Raw genomic sequence first — 15400 nt, 5'->3', positions numbered from 1 at the left:
CCATGGGGTTTCTCAAACAGGACGCACCCGTCGTCGACTACGCCGAATGGAGCAAGGGCACCCGCGCCGAGCGCATCGTGCCGATGGCCCGGCACTGGGCCGAGGTCGGTTTCGGCACCCCGGTCGTGATGCACCTGTTCTACGTGGTGAAGATCCTGCTCTACGTGCTGGTGGCGTGGCTGATCGTGCTGAGCACCTCGGGCGTCGACGGGTTCACCGACGTCGCCGCCTGGTACCACGAGCCGATCGTGTACCAGAAGGTCGTCTTCTACACGATGCTCTTCGAGGTCGTCGGCCTCGGCTGCGGGTTCGGGCCGCTCAACAACCGCTTCTTCCCGCCGATGGGCTCGGTGCTGTACTGGCTGCGACCCAGAACCATCCGGCTGCCACCGTGGCCGAACCGGGTTCCGTTGACCGCGGGGGACACCCGGACCCCGGTCGACGTCGTGCTCTACGCCGCGCTGCTCGCGGTGCTGGTGATCGCGCTTTTCTCTGATGGCACCGGCCCGATCCCCGAGATCGGATCCGAGGTCGGCGTGCTGCCGGTGTGGCAGACCGCGACGATCATCGGGCTGCTCGTCGTGGCGGGCCTGCGCGACAAGGTCATCTTCCTGGCCGCTCGAGGCGAGGTGTACGGCTCGCTGGCGGTGTGCTTCCTGTTCAGTGGCGCCGACATCATCATCGCCGCGAAGCTGGTGTGCCTGACGATCTGGATCGGCGCCGCGACGTCGAAGCTCAACAAGCACTTCCCGTTCGTGATCTCGACGATGATGAGCAACAACCCGGTCATCCGGCCCCGCTCGATCAAGCGGAAGTTCTTCGAACACTTCCCCGACGACCTGCGCCCCGGCCGCGCGTCGCGCGTGCTGGCACACTTCTCGACGGCCATCGAGATGCTGGTGCCGCTGGTGCTGTTCTTCTCCCACGGCGGATGGCCCACGGCGATAGCGGCTTTCGTCATGCTGGTGTTCCACTTCGGCATACTCTCGGCGATCCCGATGGGGGTCCCGCTGGAGTGGAACGTCTTCATGATGTTCAGCGTGCTGGCGTTGTTCGTCGGCAACTCCGGCATCGGACTCGGTGATCTGCAGAGTCCGTGGCCGATCGTGCTGTTCGCCGTCGTCGCGGGCACCGTGGTGGTCGGAAACCTGTTCCCGCGCAAGGTGTCCTTCCTGCCCGGCATGCGCTACTACGCCGGCAACTGGGACACCACGCTGTGGTGTGTGAAGCCCTCGGCCTCGGACAAGATCACCAACGGCATCGTCGCGATCGCCAGCATGCCCGCCGCGCAGATGGAGAAGTTCTACGGCAGCAAGGAAACCGCGGAGATGTACCAGTACATGGGGTATGCCTTCCGCTCGTTCAACACCCACGGCCGTGCGATGTTCACCCTCGCGCACCGTGCGATGGCCGGCCATGACGAGGGCGAGTACGTGCTCACCGACGGGGAACGCATCTGCAGCACGGCCATCGGCTGGAACTTCGGCGACGGCCACATGCACAACGAGCAGTTGATCACCGCATTGCAGAAGCGGTGCCGTTTCGAGCCCGGTGAGGTGCGGGTGCTGATTCTCGACGCGCAGCCGATCCACAAGCAGCGCCAGGAATATCGCCTCGTCGACGCGGCGACCGGTGAGTTCGAGCGCGGCTACGTGATGGTGGCCGACATGGTCACGCGGCAGCCGTGGGACGACACCGTCCCGGTCCACGTCACCTGGCAGAAGAGCGGTTAGCCCCAATACCGTTCAGTTAGTGGCTGATGACGGTGACGCTGGGTGGGTGTTCGGGTTGTGGCCAGTGTTGGTGCGCTGATCTTTTGACATGCCACTTGGGCATTTTGCGTTTGATCACGCGGGGAGCTGACCGTGTGCGGCGTGCCGGGTTGATGCGGTCGAGGAGGCGACGGAGGAACGCCTGCCAGTGAGGGTCGGCGGATCGGCGCCGGTTAGGGGGAAAAAGCGCCCTGATGGGCGACGGATTGGCGCACGACGCGCAACGCGGCGGTGAAGCTGAGTCGGTCCGGGTCGTGTCCGCTGTGGTGTGCGGCTTGGCTCATCAACGAGCGAATCGCGTAGTGGCAGCACAGGTATCCCCAGATCTCCTGCAGGACGAGGTCGGGCGACTTCGACCGCAGCACCACCTTCGACCCACGCTGGTGGGTCTTGAGTTCGTCGAAGACGCTCTCGATCTCCCAGCGCTGGGCGTACGCGGCCGCCAACTCGACCGCGGGTGCGGTGTCCGGGTCGGTCAGCGTGGTGAGCAACCGGTAGGCCACGGGGTTGTCGCGGCCGTCGTCGACGGTGTAGTCGATGACGCGAGCCAGCATTGGCTCGCCGTGTCGGTCCTTGGCCGCGCGCAGGTGGGCCAGCCACGAACCGTCGGCGAGATCCTCGACGTGAGTGGGGGTCGGGCCGTTGCGTCCGGTGCTCACGCGCCACAGCAGATCGGCTCCGGTATCGGAAGCGTTACGCCACAACGCGTATGAGAAGAATCCACGATCAGCCAGCACGAGCATTTCCGGTGTCAGTGCATCGAGCACGTGCTCGACCATCGTGGACTCCGCGTCGCGGTAGGCGCCGATCGTGGCCGCGAAGATCGCATGAGTGCCGCACTCGGCGACCGCCAACAACCGCGCCTGCGGAAACGCCGACTTCTCACCCTTGTTCACCCCCGGACGCCCGAAGAACTCCTCATTGACCGGGCTATCCGCCACATCCAGGCACGTCCCGTCGATCGCGACCACCCTGCGTCCGGCCACCCACGTCCCCGGCGTATCCGCCGCGCCCAACGGACGAGCGACCCTCGCGAACAACGCAGCCAACGGCTGGGACCCCAATCGCTCCCGCGCCTGGAAAATGGCCGACTTCCCCGGCAACTGATACTGCTCACGCCACCCGGAAGCCCACGCTAAACCATCCGTGAGCTGGGATAACACATCCTCGTAGGAGCCATCGGAGTACAGGCCCATGCCGATGGCGAAATACGCCATCACCCGTGCCGGCAGTGCACGATGACGCACCTGAGTACGCCCCGTCGCCTCGATCACCTCATCAACCATCGCCGGCGGGAACACCCTCGTCAGGACACCCACAGACACCAGATCCGACAACCGACGATCCGATTCAGGCTTCCGCCAACCCGCGCGAGGCATACCAACAAACTACACCCATGTAGTCTTAACTGAACGGTATTGCGGTTAGCCCATCACGTCGCGGACCGGCACGCTCTCCAGACCGGCCAGCAGCAGCTCGCGCGTCTTGTCGAGATGCCTGCGCCAGTGCGCCTCGGCGCCGTCGGCGTCGCGGGACCTCAGGAACTGCAGGAGCCGGCGGTAGGACCTCAGCAGCGTCTCGTAGTCGGCCTTCGACACCGGCCGGCGTTCGTTGAACACGAAAGCCGTGTGCCTGACCGTGATCTCGTGCAGCATGCCGGCGACGATGCTCAACGTGGCATTGCCCGACAGCTGCACCACGCGCAGGTGGAAGGCGCCGGTGGCCTCCGCGAGCCGCGGCGACTGATGACTGTCGGCGACGAGCTCTTCGAGAAGCTGCTCGAGCTCGTCGAACGCTGCGGCCGAACCGGATTCGGCCAGCAGCCGCGCGGCCATCGGTTCGATCGCCGACTTCGCGGTGAGAAGGTCCGCGATCGTCGCGCCGGACAGTTCCAGCAGAAGTCCCGCCGGTCGGGCCACGATCTCGGGTCCGGGCACGCGCACCCGGGCGCCGGTGCGCGATCCGCGGCGCACCTCGACGAGGCGTTCCGATTCCAGCACGCGGACGGCCTCGCGCAGCGTGGGTCGGCTCACCCCGAAATGGGCCATCAATTCGGCCTCGTTGGGCAGGAAGTCGCCGTCCTTGAGCTGTCCCTCGACGACCATCCGGCGCAGGGTGCCCGCGACGAGCTCCGCGGTCTTGGGGGAGCGCACGGCGGTGCGCGAGGCGACGGCGTCCGGCCCGATCATCGGCGCCAGCGGTGTACTGCGGGCCACGGCACCTCCTCACCGGTCATAGTCGTCCGCACCTCAAGCTGTGCAACTCAGTAAACCATGTGAGCGATCGAGCGCCTGACCATACGATATCGCCGCAGGTGAGTGTCCGCTGCGGTCGCTGACCCGGTGGGCGAATCCGGACGGCCGCCGCAGCGCGCATGGCAGGGTTACGCCCATGCCTCAGGAACTGACCGCCGACCAGGCTGCCGCACGGCTCGAACCCGCTGACTCCCTCGGCATCCCACTGGGGCCGGGGCAGCCCCCGGCGTTCCTGCGCGCGCTGGGAGAACGCACCGACTGGACCGATCTGCGGGTCTACGGTGCCCTGCTGGCCGTCGGCACCGAGCTGTTCTCGCGGCCCGGCGTCCATTACCTGTCCGGCTTCTACGGCCCGCTCGAACGCGCCCTGCGCGACAGCGGGGCGAACATCGAATTCACCCCCGCCGACTTCCGTCGCTTCGGGCCGCTGCTGGAACGGCAGGCGCCGCGGGTGATGACGACGGTGGCGACGCCCCCCGACGCCGACGGCTGGTGCTCGCTGTCCCTGCACGCGGGCGGCACCGTCGAGGAGTTGCGCCGCGCGGGCGCCGATCCGCAGCGCGTTCTGGTCGTCGAGACGTCCGACGCCTTCCCCCGAACCTTCGGTCTGGGGGAGCGCTACCGGCACGCGCTGCACCTGGACGAGATCGATGTTCTGGTGCCCTCGACCGATGCGCCGCTGGCGCTGCCGACGGCGCCGCCGACCGACGTCGACACCCGCATCGCCCGGCATGCGGTGACGTTCATCAGATCCGGTGCGACGTTGCAGACCGGGATCGGTTCGATCCCGAGCCAGATCGCGACGCTGCTGGCCGAGGGCGACGGCGGCGACTACGGACTGCACAGCGAGATGTTCACCGACGGCTGCATGCAGTTGCACCGGGCGGGAAAGGTCACCAACGCGGCCAAGGAGCACTTCGCCGGGGTGAGCGTGACGACCTTCGCGATGGGTTCGAGCGAGCTCTACGCGTGGCTCGACGGCAACACCGACGTCGCGTTCCTGCCCGTCGAGGTGGTGAACTCCCCCGAGGAGATCGCCGCCAACCGGCACATGGTGTCGATCAACGGTGCGCTGGCGGTCGACCTGCAGGGTCAGGTCGTCGCCGACACCATCAACGGCGACCAGTTCAGCGGGATCGGCGGCGCCGAGGACTTCGTGGCGGGCACCGGGCTGGAGCTGTCGGACCGCTCCCTGGTCTGCCTGCCGTCGACCTTCGAGAAGGACGGTGTGCTGCAGTCGCGGATCGTGCCGTGGTTCGGGCCGGGAGCGGTGATCACGACGCCCCGCCATCACGTCGACGTCATCGTCACCGAGTTCGGCGCCGCCGAGCTCGAGGGCAGGACCGTGCAGGAGCGGGGTCATGCGCTGGCGGCGATCGCCCATCCCGACTTCCGGGCCGACCTCGCGGCGGCCGCCGACCGGGCCGCGAAGGGCCGCTCACCGGTGCTCTGACCGGTCCCGGCCCCTCGCCGGAGGCCTCCACCAACCAGTAGGTTGACCTAGTAAACCTTGTTCGTTTACGTTCGTGGTAAGACGTCGTCAAAGAAGGAGTATCACCATGGCTGAAGCCGTCATCGTTGAGGCTGTCCGGTCTGCTGTCGGAAAGCGCAACGGCGCCCTGGCGGGCATCCATCCCGCCGAGCTGTCGGCCCAGGTCCTCAACGGCTTGGTCGAGCGTGCGGGTGTCGATCCCGCGCTCGTCGACGATGTCATCTGGGGCTGCGTCATGCAGGCCGGCGAGCAGGCGCTCGACATCGCCCGCACCGCGGTGCTGTCGGCGGGCTGGCCCGAGACCGTCCCGGGTGTGACCGTGGACCGCCAGTGCGGCTCCAGCCAGCAGTCGCTGCACTTCGCCGTCGCCGGTGTGATCGCGGGCCATTACGACGTGGTCGTCGCCGGTGGCGTCGAGTCGATGTCGCGGACCCCGATGGGCTCCTCGCTGGCCAACGGCGGCAACCCCTACGGCGAGTCGTTCAAGGCCCGCTACGCCCAGACCCCGAACCAGGGCGTCGGTGCCGAGATGATCGCCGAGCAGTGGGGCCTGTCGCGCACCCAGCTCGACGAGTTCTCCCTGCGCTCGCACGAGAAGGCCGCTGCAGCACAGGATTCCGGCGCCTTCAAAGACCAGATCGTCGGCATCAAGACCAAGGACGCCGACGGCAACGACACCGTCGTACTCGAAGACGGCGGCATCCGCCGCGGCGGCACCGTGGAGTCGATGGCCAAGATCAAGCCCGCCTTCCGCGAGGACGGTGTGATCCACGCCGGCAACTCCAGCCAGATCTCCGACGGGTCCGCCGCGCTGCTGCTGATGTCGGCCGAGAAGGCCAAGGACCTCGGTCTCAAGCCGCTGGCCAAGGTGCACACCGCGGTGCTCGCCGGCGCCGACCCGGTCATCATGCTGACCGCGCCGATCCCGGCCACCCAGAAGGCGCTCAAGAAGTCCGGCCTGAGCCTGGACCAGATCGGTGCGTTCGAGGTGAACGAGGCCTTCGCCCCCGTGCCGATGGCATGGCTGAAGGACATCGGCGCCGACGAGACCAAGCTGAACCCCAACGGCGGCGCGATCGCGCTGGGCCACCCGCTCGGCGGATCGGGTGCGCGCATCCTGACCACGCTGCTGTACCACATGCGGGACAACAACATTCAGTACGGCCTGCAGACCATGTGCGAGGGTGGCGGCCAGGCCAACGCGACCATCCTGGAACTCCTGTGACCGATACCGCAGTGGCACCGGGCGCTCTCACCGAGCGCCGCGGAAACGTCCTGATCATCACGATCAACCGGCCCGAGGCCCGCAACGCGATCAACGCATCGGTCAGCATTGTCGTCGGTGACGCGTTGCAGGCCGCGCAGGAGGACCCGGACGTGCGGGCGGTCATCCTGACCGGCGCCGGGGACAAGTCCTTCTGTGCCGGAGCGGATCTCAAGGCCATCTCGCGCGGGGAGAACCTGTTCCACCCGGAGCATTCCGAGTGGGGCTTCGCCGGCTACGTGCGGCACTTCATCGACAAGCCGACCATCGCCGCGGTCAACGGCACCGCCCTGGGCGGCGGCACCGAGCTGGCCCTGGCCAGCGACCTCGTCGTCGCCGAGGAACGCGCGAAATTCGGTCTGCCCGAGGTGAAGCGCGGTCTCATCGCCGGTGCCGGCGGCGTGTTCCGCATCGTCGAGCAGCTGCCGCGCAAGGTGGCGCTGGAGCTGATCTACACCGGTGAGCCGATCAGCTCGGCCGACGCGCTGCGCTGGGGACTGATCAACCAGGTCGTGCCCGACGGCACCGTCGTCGACGCCGCCCTGGCGCTCGCCGAGCGGATCACCTGCAACGCACCGCTGGCCGTCCGTGCCAGCAAGAGGGTCTCCTACGGCGCGATCGACGGCGTCGTCGGCAGCGACGAGCCGTTCTGGAAGCAGACGTTCAGCGAGTTCTCGACGCTGCTCAAGACCGAAGACGCCATGGAAGGACCGCTGGCCTTCGCGCAGAAGCGCGAGCCGGTCTGGAAGGCCAAGTAAGCCAAGCAAACCCAGTAAGGAACACGAAAAAGCCATGAAGCGAACGATTTACGACGCCGAGCACGAGGCATTCCGCGACACCGTCAAGGAGTACATCGAGCGCGAGCTGGTGCCCAACTCCGAGAAGTGGGAGACCGAGCGCATCGTCGACCGGTCGGCCTACACCGCTGCGGGCAAGTACGGCCTGATCGGCTTCAACATGCCCGAGGAGTTCGGCGGCGGCGGCACCGACGACTTCCGGTTCAACGCGATCATCGACGAGGAGATCGCCAAGGCCGGGGTGCACGGTCCCGCGCTGAGCCTGCACAACGACGTCGTCGGACCCTACTTCAAGGACCTGACCAACGACGAGCAGAAGAAGCGCTGGCTGCCGGGCATCACCAGCGGCGAGACGATCATCGCGGTCGCGATGACCGAGCCGGGCGCGGGCAGCGACCTCGCCGGCATCCGGACCTCCGCGGTGCGCGACGGTGACGACTGGATCATCAACGGCTCCAAGACGTTCATCTCGTCGGGCATCAACTGCGACCTGTGTGTCGTGGTCGCGCGCACCGACCCCGAAGCCGGCCACAAGGGCTTCTCGCTGTTCGTCGTGGAGCGCGACATGGAGGGCTTCACCCGCGGCCGCAAGCTCGACAAGATGGGCCTGCACAGCCAGGACACCTCCGAGCTGCACTTCGAGAACGTCCGGGTGCCGAACGCGAACCTTCTCGGCAAGGAAGGCCGCGGCTTCTACCACCTGATGACGAACCTGCCCTCGGAGCGGCTCTCGATCGCGATCTCGGCGATCGCGGGTGCGCGGGCGGTGTTCGACGAGACGCTGCAGTACTCGAAGGACCGCAAGGCCTTCGGGCAGTCGATCGGCAGCTTCCAGCACAACCGGTTCCTGCTCGCCGAGATGGAGACCGAGCTCGAGGTCACCGAGACCTACATCGACCGCTGCCTGCAGGGCGTCGTCGATGGTGAGCTGACCGCGGTCGAGGCCGCCAAGGCCAAGTGGTGGGCCACCGAGGTCGCCAAGAAGGTCGTCGACCAGTGTGTGCAGCTGCACGGCGGCTACGGCTACATGCTCGAATACCGCGTCGCGCGGGCCTACGTGGATGGTCGGATCCAGACGATCTTCGGTGGCACCACCGAGATCATGAAGGAGATCATCGGCCGCGAGCTGGGCGTCTAGAAGCACAACGAATCGGGCGCGTTTCGCGACACTGGGTGTCGCGGAACGCGCCCGATTTCGTACGTGGGAGAACTCAGCCGGCCGGGGCCTCCGCGGCTGGTGACGGTGCCGCAGGTTCGGTCGTCTCGGCCGGTGCGGTCGCCGAAGTCGATGCCTCGGCGGAGCCGGTGGTCGTCGTCTCGGTGGTGCTGGTGCTCGTCGGCGCGATCGGGGCCGGAGCCTCGGCCGGGTTGAGCACCTGGTCGATGATGTAGACCTTGGCGTTCTGCGCCGTGATGCCACCGCAGACGACCTTCGTGGTCGCATTGACCTGGATGTCGCCGCCGGAGCCGGTCACCTCGACCTCGGTGCCCTCCTGCGTGGGGCGCTGGCCCTTCACGTCGTCGGGGCCGAGCAGTCCGAGGAAGGCGTGGTAGTAGACCAGCGTGGTCAGCGCGGCCGGATCGGTGCGCAGGATCTCGAGCTGCTCGGGAGGCAGCGCGGCGAACGCCTCGTTGGTGGGCGCGAACACCACGTACGGCCCGTTGTCGAGGACGCCGGTGATGTTCACGGCCGGGTTGAGCTGAGCGGAGATCGCCGAGGTGAACGTCGAGATCTCCGGGATCGAGGCCAGCGCGGTGCTGACGGGCAGGTTCGCCAGCCCCTTCCACTCCGGGACGGCTTCCTTGAACGGTCCGCAGTCGGGACCCTGCGGATCCGGGACCTCGACGGTGGGCGTGGACGGCTCGGCGGAGGCGTTGACGGCCAGCGGAACAGACAGGGCGATGGCGGCGACGCCGAGTGCGGCGCCCACGGCCTTGCTGGTGCGGGTCTTCACGATGCAGCTCCTTACATGTGTCAAGTCGCCTGGAATGGTATGTGCACGAAATGGTCACGGCCAAGTCGACCGAAGGTCACGGCGGCCGGGATCGCCCGGCTACAGCGCCGTTCACCTGCACTTTCGGCAGGGCGCCCCCGGTTTGCGGAGACGCGTCACAGGGCGGCGTTCAGGCGGCGCCTAGGTGGCCGACGACGCCGTGCAGAGGTGCTCGGACAGCGCCCACAGGGTCAGCGCCCGCGTCTCGTCCGCCGCGTACGGTGCGGCCTCCCGGATCCGGCAGTCGGACAGATAGAGACCGCCCTGGCCGTCGAGATCGTCGCTGACCGCGGCCCACACCTGGGTGGCCGCCCCGTGTTCGGGCGTCGTGAACTGCTTGCGGAAATCGGTGGTCGGCTTGTCGGGATTGCGCGACGCCGTCGACTTGTTCAGGCTGGCGAAGTCGTCGTTGGTCATGTGGCGGGCCAGTGAGGTCGCGACGATCCCGGGGTGCACGGCGAACGCGCGGACCCCGCTGTCACGCAGCCGGCGATCGAGCTCGACGGCGTGCAACACGTTGGCGGTCTTCGACGCGCCGTAGGCGGCGAACTTGTCGTAGTCGCGGGTCTCCCAGTTGGGATCCTCGAAGTCGACGTCGCTGATCCGGTGGCCCTCCGACGACAGGTTCACCACGCGCGCCCCGTCGGCGGCGACCAGTGCGGGGAACAGCAGTCGGGTGAACTCGAAATGCCCGAGATGATTTGTGCCGAACTGGGTTTCGAAGCCCTCGGCGGTCCTGCCGAACGGCGTGAACATGACGCCGGCGTTGTTCATCAGCACGTGCACGGCCGGTGTCAGCTCGCTGATCTGGGCCGCCGCGGACGCGACACTGGCCAGCGACGTCAGGTCGAGGGGCACGATCGACAGCTCCGCGTCGGCGACCTCCGCACGCACCCACGCCTCGGTGTCCGAGAGCGCTTCGAGATTGCGCGCGGCGAGGATGACGTGGGCGCCGGTCGAGGCCAGCGCCCGGGCCGATTCGCGGCCCAGGCCCGACGAGGCGCCGGTGATCACACAGGTCTTGCCGCCGAGGTCGGCCCCGGCGACGATGTCGAGCGCGGTGGTTTCTGACGTCGTTGTCACGTCGTGAGGATCGCACGCCCGGTCCGGGCGCGGCACCACCGGCCCCGCCGCCGCGGGGTGGTCCGTCCCTAGGATGGCCCCATGGCCGAGCCTCTGATCGTGTCCCTCGCCGGGCACACACCGGATCTGCATCCCGACAGCTGGGTCGCGCCCAACGCCACGGTGATCGGTCAGGTGGTCCTCGCCGCCGGGGCGAGCGCCTGGTACGGAGCGATCCTGCGCGCCGAGGTCGAGGTGATCGACATCGGCGCCGGCACCAACATCCAGGACGGCGTGACGATCCACGTCGACCCCGGCTTCCCGGTGCGCATCGGTGCCGGTGTCAGCGTCGGCCACAACGCGGTGCTGCACGGATGCACCGTCGAGGAGAACTCGCTGGTCGGGATGGGCGCCGTGGTGCTCAACGGGGCAGTTGTCGGAGCCGGTTCACTGATCGCGGCAGGGGCGGTGGTGCCCCAAGGCGCGGTGATCCCGCCCGGTTCCATGGTGGCCGGGGTGCCGGGCAAGGTGCGCCGGCAGCTCGGCGAGGACGAACTCGCCGGCATCCGCACGAACGCGACGCTGTACCAGGAACTGGTCAAAGCCCACCGTGACGCATACAACTCCTGAGCGCGGGTTCTGAATCCCGGTTGACGGGTACAGCGGTGAAGTGAAATCCGTGCGCACCCTTGTCACCGGCGCCTCCGGGTACATCGGATCTCGGCTGGTCACCGCGCTTCTCGACGACGGTCATCAGGTGGTGGCCGCCAGCCGCGACCCGTCGCGGCTCGCCGACTTCGGTTGGTACCACGATGTCTCGACCGTGACCCTCGACGCTCACGACGAGATCTCGGCCCAGCAGGCGTTCACCGAGGCCGGTCCCATCGACGTCGTGTACTACCTCGTCCACGGGATCGGTCAGCCCGATTTCCGGGAGGCCGACAATCGGGCCGCGGCCAACGTCGCCGCCGCCGCCAAGGCCGCCGGTGTCCGGCGCATCGTGTACCTCGGCGGGTTCGTGCCCGACGACGACTCGCTGTCCGAGCACCTGACGAGCCGCGCCGAGGTCGCGGCCGCGCTGACGATCGACGACGGACCCGACGTCGTCTGGCTCGGCGCCGCGATCGTGATCGGTGCCGGGTCGACGTCGTTCGAGATGCTGCGCTACGTCGCGGACCGTTTCCTGCTGCTGCCGATGCCGGAATGGTCGGTGAACCCGATCGATCCGATCGCGATCAGCGATGTGCTGCACTACCTCGTGGCGAGCGCCGACCCCGACGTGCCTGCCGGCGCGTACGACATCAGGGGGCCGGAGACCACCACCTACGGCGATCTGCTGCGCGCCTACGCCCGCATCGCCGGGATCTGGCGTGCCCCGGTGGCGGTGTACGGCATCGACACCTCGCTGGTGTCGAAGGTGACGGGGCTGATACTGCCTGTCCCCGGCGGTCTTGCTGCGGATCTTGTTGAGTCGCTGGACTTTCCGATGATCGCGTCGGCCAATGGTCTGCGCGAGTTCGTGGCGGATCCGCCGGACGGGCCGGTCAGCGTGGACGACGCGATACGGCGGGCCGTCGGAACCCCGCCGCGACGCCCGGTCAACGAGCTGATCGACCCGCACCACCTCGCCGACACCGACCCCGACTGGGCCGGCGGCGACGTGTTGCGGCTGCGCCAGCTGGCCGGCGCGGTGACGCCGCCGCTCGTGCACCCGGTGCTCGGGTTGATCGGTTTCGTGCCCAGACCTGTTGCGGCAGCGGTGCGCACCGGTCTGGACACCTTTCTCGGGATGGTGCCGAGGGTGATTCCGGCGTGACCGCACCGACGAGCTGGGCCGGCGAACTACGCAAGATCGCGGCGACGAAGGCGCCCCCGTACAACGAACCCCCGTCGGTGGTCGGCCGGCGCAAGGTGATCGTGGCGGTGGTGCTGCTCATCGGCGCCGCGCTGCTCGGCTATTCGCTGAGCAGACCGCCGGGTGACGAGACCTTCATCTGGCTCACCCTCGCGCTCGCCGGAGTCTGGGCCGCAGGCGCTTTCGCGTCGGGCCCGCTGCACATGGGCTACGTGTGCTTCCGCGGACGCAACCAGCGTCCGGTCATCACCGGGACGGCCATCGGGCTGGGTCTGGGCGCGGTGTTCGTGCTGGGCGCACTGGTGGTCCGCGAGATTCCCGGCGTCAACGACTACATCCGCGCGGTGCTGCAGTACTCCAACGCCGGGCCGCTCTACGTGATCGTGTTCATCACGGTGATCAACGGCGTGGCCGAGGAGATGTTCTTCCGTGGCGCTGTCTACACCTCGTTGCTGAAGTTCCATCCGGTGATCGTGTCGACCGCGCTGTATGTGATCGCGACGGCAGCGACGACCGGCAATCCGATGCTCGGTTTCGCTGCGATCATCCTCGGCACGGTCTGCGCGTTCCTGCGTCGCGCCACCGGGGGAGTGCTGGCGCCGATGCTGACCCACTTCTTCTGGGGTCTGGTCATGGTGCTCGCGCTGCCGCCGATGTTCGGCGTCTGACGCCTACGAGATGCGTGGGGGGAGCGCGACGGTTTCTCCCGCCACATCGATGGCGACCTTGCCGCGCAGCGCATACGACCGCCGGTTCTCAAGGAGTTCATGAGCCTCGCCCATTCGGGCGAGCGGAAGGGTCGCGCCGAGGACCGGCTTCACGAGCCCGCGCTCGACCAGCATCGTGAGTGCGTCCAGCTTTCCGCGGTTCTGCCGTGTGAAGACGAAATGGTAGGCGGCGTTGCGGCCCCATGCCTCGATAAGGTTCTGCGGCCGCGCGATGTCGACGATGCTGACGACGCGTCCGGAATCGGCGAGTGACAGCGGGCTCCGCGTGAGGGTGTCGCCGCCGATCGTGTCGAAGACGACGTCGACCCCCCTTCCTCGCGTCGCTTCGGCCACGGCATCGACGTAGTCCGTCGACGTGTGATCGATCGCCACGTCCGCTCCGAGCGAGTTCACGAACGCATGGTCACCGGCCTTCGCGGTGGTGATCACGCGTGCGCCCATCGCCTTCGCGACTTGAATCGCGATCGTGCCGACACCGCCCGCCCCACCATGGATCAGGATCGTCTCGCCCACAGTGAGCTGAGCTCGAGTCACCAGGGACTCCCAGACCGTTCCGCCGACAAGAGTCAGGCTCGCCGCCTCCAGGTGATCGAGGTTGTCCGGCTTGCGGCCGACGAGGTCGACGTCGGCGACGTGCTGTTCGGCGTACGAACCGGGGCCGCCGAAGATCTTAGGCGTGTAGTAGACCGCGTCGCCGGCGCGGAACTCGGTCACGTGGGATCCAACCTCCTCGATCACGCCGGAGATGTCGTGTCCGATGATCGCCGGGAGCGGCACAAGATCGGTGTAGTCGCCCCGACGGATTTGATAGTCGAGTGGGTTGACGGCGGTCGCATGGACGCGCACTCGTACCTGGCGTGGTCCGACGTGCGGTACGGCGACGTCGCGCAACTCGAATGCATCGGCCCCTCCGAAACGGGCGAGCACCACGGCCTTCATCCGATCAGACATATCGATGTTCCTCATCGCGGTTCCGGGTGCGCGACGCGCCGAGACGGGCGGCTCGCCGGGTGTCAATTTCCGCGCACGCCAATGAGAACGATTCCGATCTCCGCGCGTATTCCACGCCTGAGCACGGTGGGGGACCGAGACACGGTTTGTCGACGAGACTGTGTTGCGGGTCTGTCATGGCGACACGACGATCTTGCCGCGGAGGTGCCCGGCGATGCTGGACTGAAGGGCTGCAGCCCCGGAACGCACTGATCCCGCCCAGCCCCTTGTGATTTCGGTGTAGTTCGTCACGCTGACGTTGACGAACTACACCGAAATCCCTCAGACGTCAGTGAATTTCGCGGCGCGGCGCTGCTGGAAGGCCTTGGTGCCCTCACGGAAATCGTCGGAGTGCAGCAGGCGCAGCTGTCCCTTGGTCTCACGTTCCAGAGCGTTCTCCACCTCGGTCAGCGTGGCGCCGTTGATGGCGTCCTTGGTCAGCCGCAGCGCGACCGCGGGGCCTGTCGCCAGCGTCTCGATCACCGAAGCGGCTTCGGCCTCGAGGGAGTCGGCCGGGTACACCTGGCTGACCAGACCCCACGCGTAGGCTTCGTCGGCGGTGATGCGCTCGGCGAGCAGCGCCATCCGCATCGCCCGGATGCGGCCGACCGCAGCGGCGATCAGCGCCGACGCGGCGCCGTCGGGCATCAGCCCGATCTTGGTGAACGCCAACATGAAGAACGACTTCTCCGACGCCAGCACCACATCGCAGGCCAGGGCCAGAGAGACCCCGACGCCCGCCGCGGCACCCTGGACGACGGCGACCGCCGGCTGCGGGAGGTTCACGATCGAGCGGATGCAGCGGTTCGCGGCGTCGAGCACATCGGCGGGGGTGCCCGAAGCGCCCGGGTTGGCGTGGTCCTCTTCGCTGATACCCGCGCCCGAGCAGAAGCCGCGCCCGGCGCCGCCGATGCGGACGACCTTGACGCGGGAGTCGGTCGCGGCGCGTTCCAATGTCGCGGCGAACGTCTCCAGCATGGGCGCACTCAGCGAGTTCAAGCTCTCGGGGCGGTTCAGTGTCACCGACAGCACGCCGTTGTCGAGGCTTGCGGTGCAGTGGTCGATGCCCTGGTACGCGTCGGTATTGGTCATGAATGTCCCCTTCATCGGGGGCCTTCGCCGACTGCTGAAGCCCCGTGGCCGATCGACTTGGTTATACAAGTAAGCTATGTCGCGGTCAACCGAGCGATA

The 15400-nt window shown here is 67.6% G+C and carries 14 protein-coding genes; 8 read left to right on the top strand and 6 right to left on the bottom strand.

What is annotated here, in order from left to right; translation table 11 throughout:
• Nucleotides 1-2 precede the first annotated feature (2 nt).
• Complete coding sequence (locus tag DYE23_RS21410; RefSeq protein WP_115328099.1) at nt 3-1733, top strand: DUF3556 domain-containing protein; 1731 nt, start codon at nt 3-5, stop codon at nt 1731-1733.
• A 212-nt stretch (nt 1734-1945) separates the two neighbouring features.
• Here DYE23_RS21410 and DYE23_RS21400 read toward each other — a convergent pair whose 3' ends face one another.
• Both DYE23_RS21400 and DYE23_RS21395 read right to left on the bottom strand, forming a co-directional pair.
• Nucleotides 1946-3151, bottom strand: coding sequence for an IS4-like element ISMfl1 family transposase (locus tag DYE23_RS21400; protein ID WP_011891513.1), 1206 nt, complete (start codon nt 3149-3151; stop codon nt 1946-1948).
• A gap of 45 nt (nt 3152-3196) precedes the next feature.
• Entirely contained in the window at nt 3197-3988 is a 792-nt protein-coding gene (locus tag DYE23_RS21395) for a FadR/GntR family transcriptional regulator (RefSeq protein WP_011893002.1), read from the bottom strand.
• Between the two features lie 175 nt (nt 3989-4163).
• Here DYE23_RS21395 and DYE23_RS21390 point away from each other — a divergent pair, with 175 nt between their 5' ends.
• The 4 genes from DYE23_RS21390 (at nt 4164) to DYE23_RS21375 (ending at nt 8718) form a co-directional block, all read left to right on the top strand.
• Entirely contained in the window at nt 4164-5480 is a 1317-nt protein-coding gene (locus tag DYE23_RS21390) for an acetyl-CoA hydrolase/transferase family protein (protein ID WP_115328098.1), read from the top strand.
• A gap of 106 nt (nt 5481-5586) precedes the next feature.
• Nucleotides 5587-6744: a thiolase family protein gene (locus DYE23_RS21385; RefSeq protein ID WP_011893004.1), complete on the top strand. Its 1158-nt coding sequence runs from the start codon at nt 5587-5589 to the stop codon at nt 6742-6744.
• Entirely contained in the window at nt 6741-7541 is an 801-nt protein-coding gene (locus DYE23_RS21380) for a crotonase/enoyl-CoA hydratase family protein (RefSeq protein WP_172527824.1), read from the top strand. Before DYE23_RS21385 ends, DYE23_RS21380 begins: the two co-directional genes overlap by 4 nt.
• A gap of 34 nt (nt 7542-7575) precedes the next feature.
• The gene (locus tag DYE23_RS21375) at nt 7576-8718 is read left to right on the top strand and encodes an acyl-CoA dehydrogenase family protein (RefSeq protein ID WP_115328096.1); all 1143 of its coding nucleotides are present in this window, start codon (nt 7576-7578) and stop codon (nt 8716-8718) included.
• A 73-nt stretch (nt 8719-8791) separates the two neighbouring features.
• Here DYE23_RS21375 and DYE23_RS21370 read toward each other — a convergent pair whose 3' ends face one another.
• Together DYE23_RS21370 and DYE23_RS21365 are read right to left on the bottom strand one after the other, a co-directional pair.
• Nucleotides 8792-9535: a fasciclin domain-containing protein gene (locus DYE23_RS21370; RefSeq protein WP_115328095.1), complete on the bottom strand. Its 744-nt coding sequence runs from the start codon at nt 9533-9535 to the stop codon at nt 8792-8794.
• A gap of 180 nt (nt 9536-9715) precedes the next feature.
• Entirely contained in the window at nt 9716-10657 is a 942-nt protein-coding gene (locus tag DYE23_RS21365) for an SDR family NAD(P)-dependent oxidoreductase (protein ID WP_011893008.1), read from the bottom strand.
• An 81-nt stretch (nt 10658-10738) separates the two neighbouring features.
• On the opposite strand from DYE23_RS21365, the gene DYE23_RS21360 reads away from it, so the two are divergent.
• Genes DYE23_RS21360 through DYE23_RS21350 form a run of 3 tightly spaced genes read left to right on the top strand, consistent with a single transcriptional unit; the run spans nt 10739 to nt 13159 of the window.
• Nucleotides 10739-11266, top strand: coding sequence for a gamma carbonic anhydrase family protein (locus DYE23_RS21360; protein WP_011893009.1), 528 nt, complete (start codon nt 10739-10741; stop codon nt 11264-11266).
• A gap of 40 nt (nt 11267-11306) precedes the next feature.
• Complete coding sequence (locus DYE23_RS21355) at nt 11307-12452, top strand: NAD(P)H-binding protein (RefSeq protein WP_115328094.1); 1146 nt, start codon at nt 11307-11309, stop codon at nt 12450-12452.
• A complete protein-coding gene (locus tag DYE23_RS21350) occupies nt 12449-13159 on the top strand; it encodes a CPBP family intramembrane glutamic endopeptidase (RefSeq protein WP_011893011.1) in 711 nt (236 codons plus the stop codon). The genes DYE23_RS21355 and DYE23_RS21350 overlap by 4 nt, the downstream gene beginning before the upstream one ends.
• Before the next feature lie 3 nt (nt 13160-13162).
• On the opposite strand, the gene DYE23_RS21345 is transcribed toward DYE23_RS21350, so the two are convergent.
• Nucleotides 13163-14110 (bottom strand): zinc-dependent alcohol dehydrogenase family protein, encoded by a 948-nt coding sequence (locus tag DYE23_RS21345; protein WP_235660468.1) that lies wholly within the window; start codon nt 14108-14110, stop codon nt 13163-13165.
• 381 nt (nt 14111-14491) lie between these two features.
• Nucleotides 14492-15301: an enoyl-CoA hydratase gene (locus tag DYE23_RS21340; RefSeq protein ID WP_115329058.1), complete on the bottom strand. Its 810-nt coding sequence runs from the start codon at nt 15299-15301 to the stop codon at nt 14492-14494.
• Nucleotides 15302-15400 lie beyond the last annotated feature (99 nt).

The organism is Mycolicibacterium gilvum (assembly GCF_900454025.1).
GTDB lineage: Bacteria > Actinomycetota > Actinomycetes > Mycobacteriales > Mycobacteriaceae > Mycobacterium > Mycobacterium gilvum.
Note: the sequence above shows the minus strand (reverse complement) of the source record. Positions and strands in the feature narration are given on the sequence as shown.

Coding starts and splice junctions, on each gene's coding strand:
- DYE23_RS21375 (WP_115328096.1), top strand. CDS start 7,576: ATGAAGCGAACGATTTACGACGCCGAGCACGAGGCATTCCGCGACACC.
- DYE23_RS21410 (WP_115328099.1), top strand. CDS start 3: ATGGGGTTTCTCAAACAGGACGCACCCGTCGTCGACTACGCCGAATGG.
- DYE23_RS21340 (WP_115329058.1), bottom strand. CDS start 15,301: ATGACCAATACCGACGCGTACCAGGGCATCGACCACTGCACCGCAAGC.
- DYE23_RS21390 (WP_115328098.1), top strand. CDS start 4,164: ATGCCTCAGGAACTGACCGCCGACCAGGCTGCCGCACGGCTCGAACCC.
- DYE23_RS21360 (WP_011893009.1), top strand. CDS start 10,739: ATGGCCGAGCCTCTGATCGTGTCCCTCGCCGGGCACACACCGGATCTG.
- DYE23_RS21400 (WP_011891513.1), bottom strand. CDS start 3,151: ATGCCTCGCGCGGGTTGGCGGAAGCCTGAATCGGATCGTCGGTTGTCG.
- DYE23_RS21385 (WP_011893004.1), top strand. CDS start 5,587: ATGGCTGAAGCCGTCATCGTTGAGGCTGTCCGGTCTGCTGTCGGAAAG.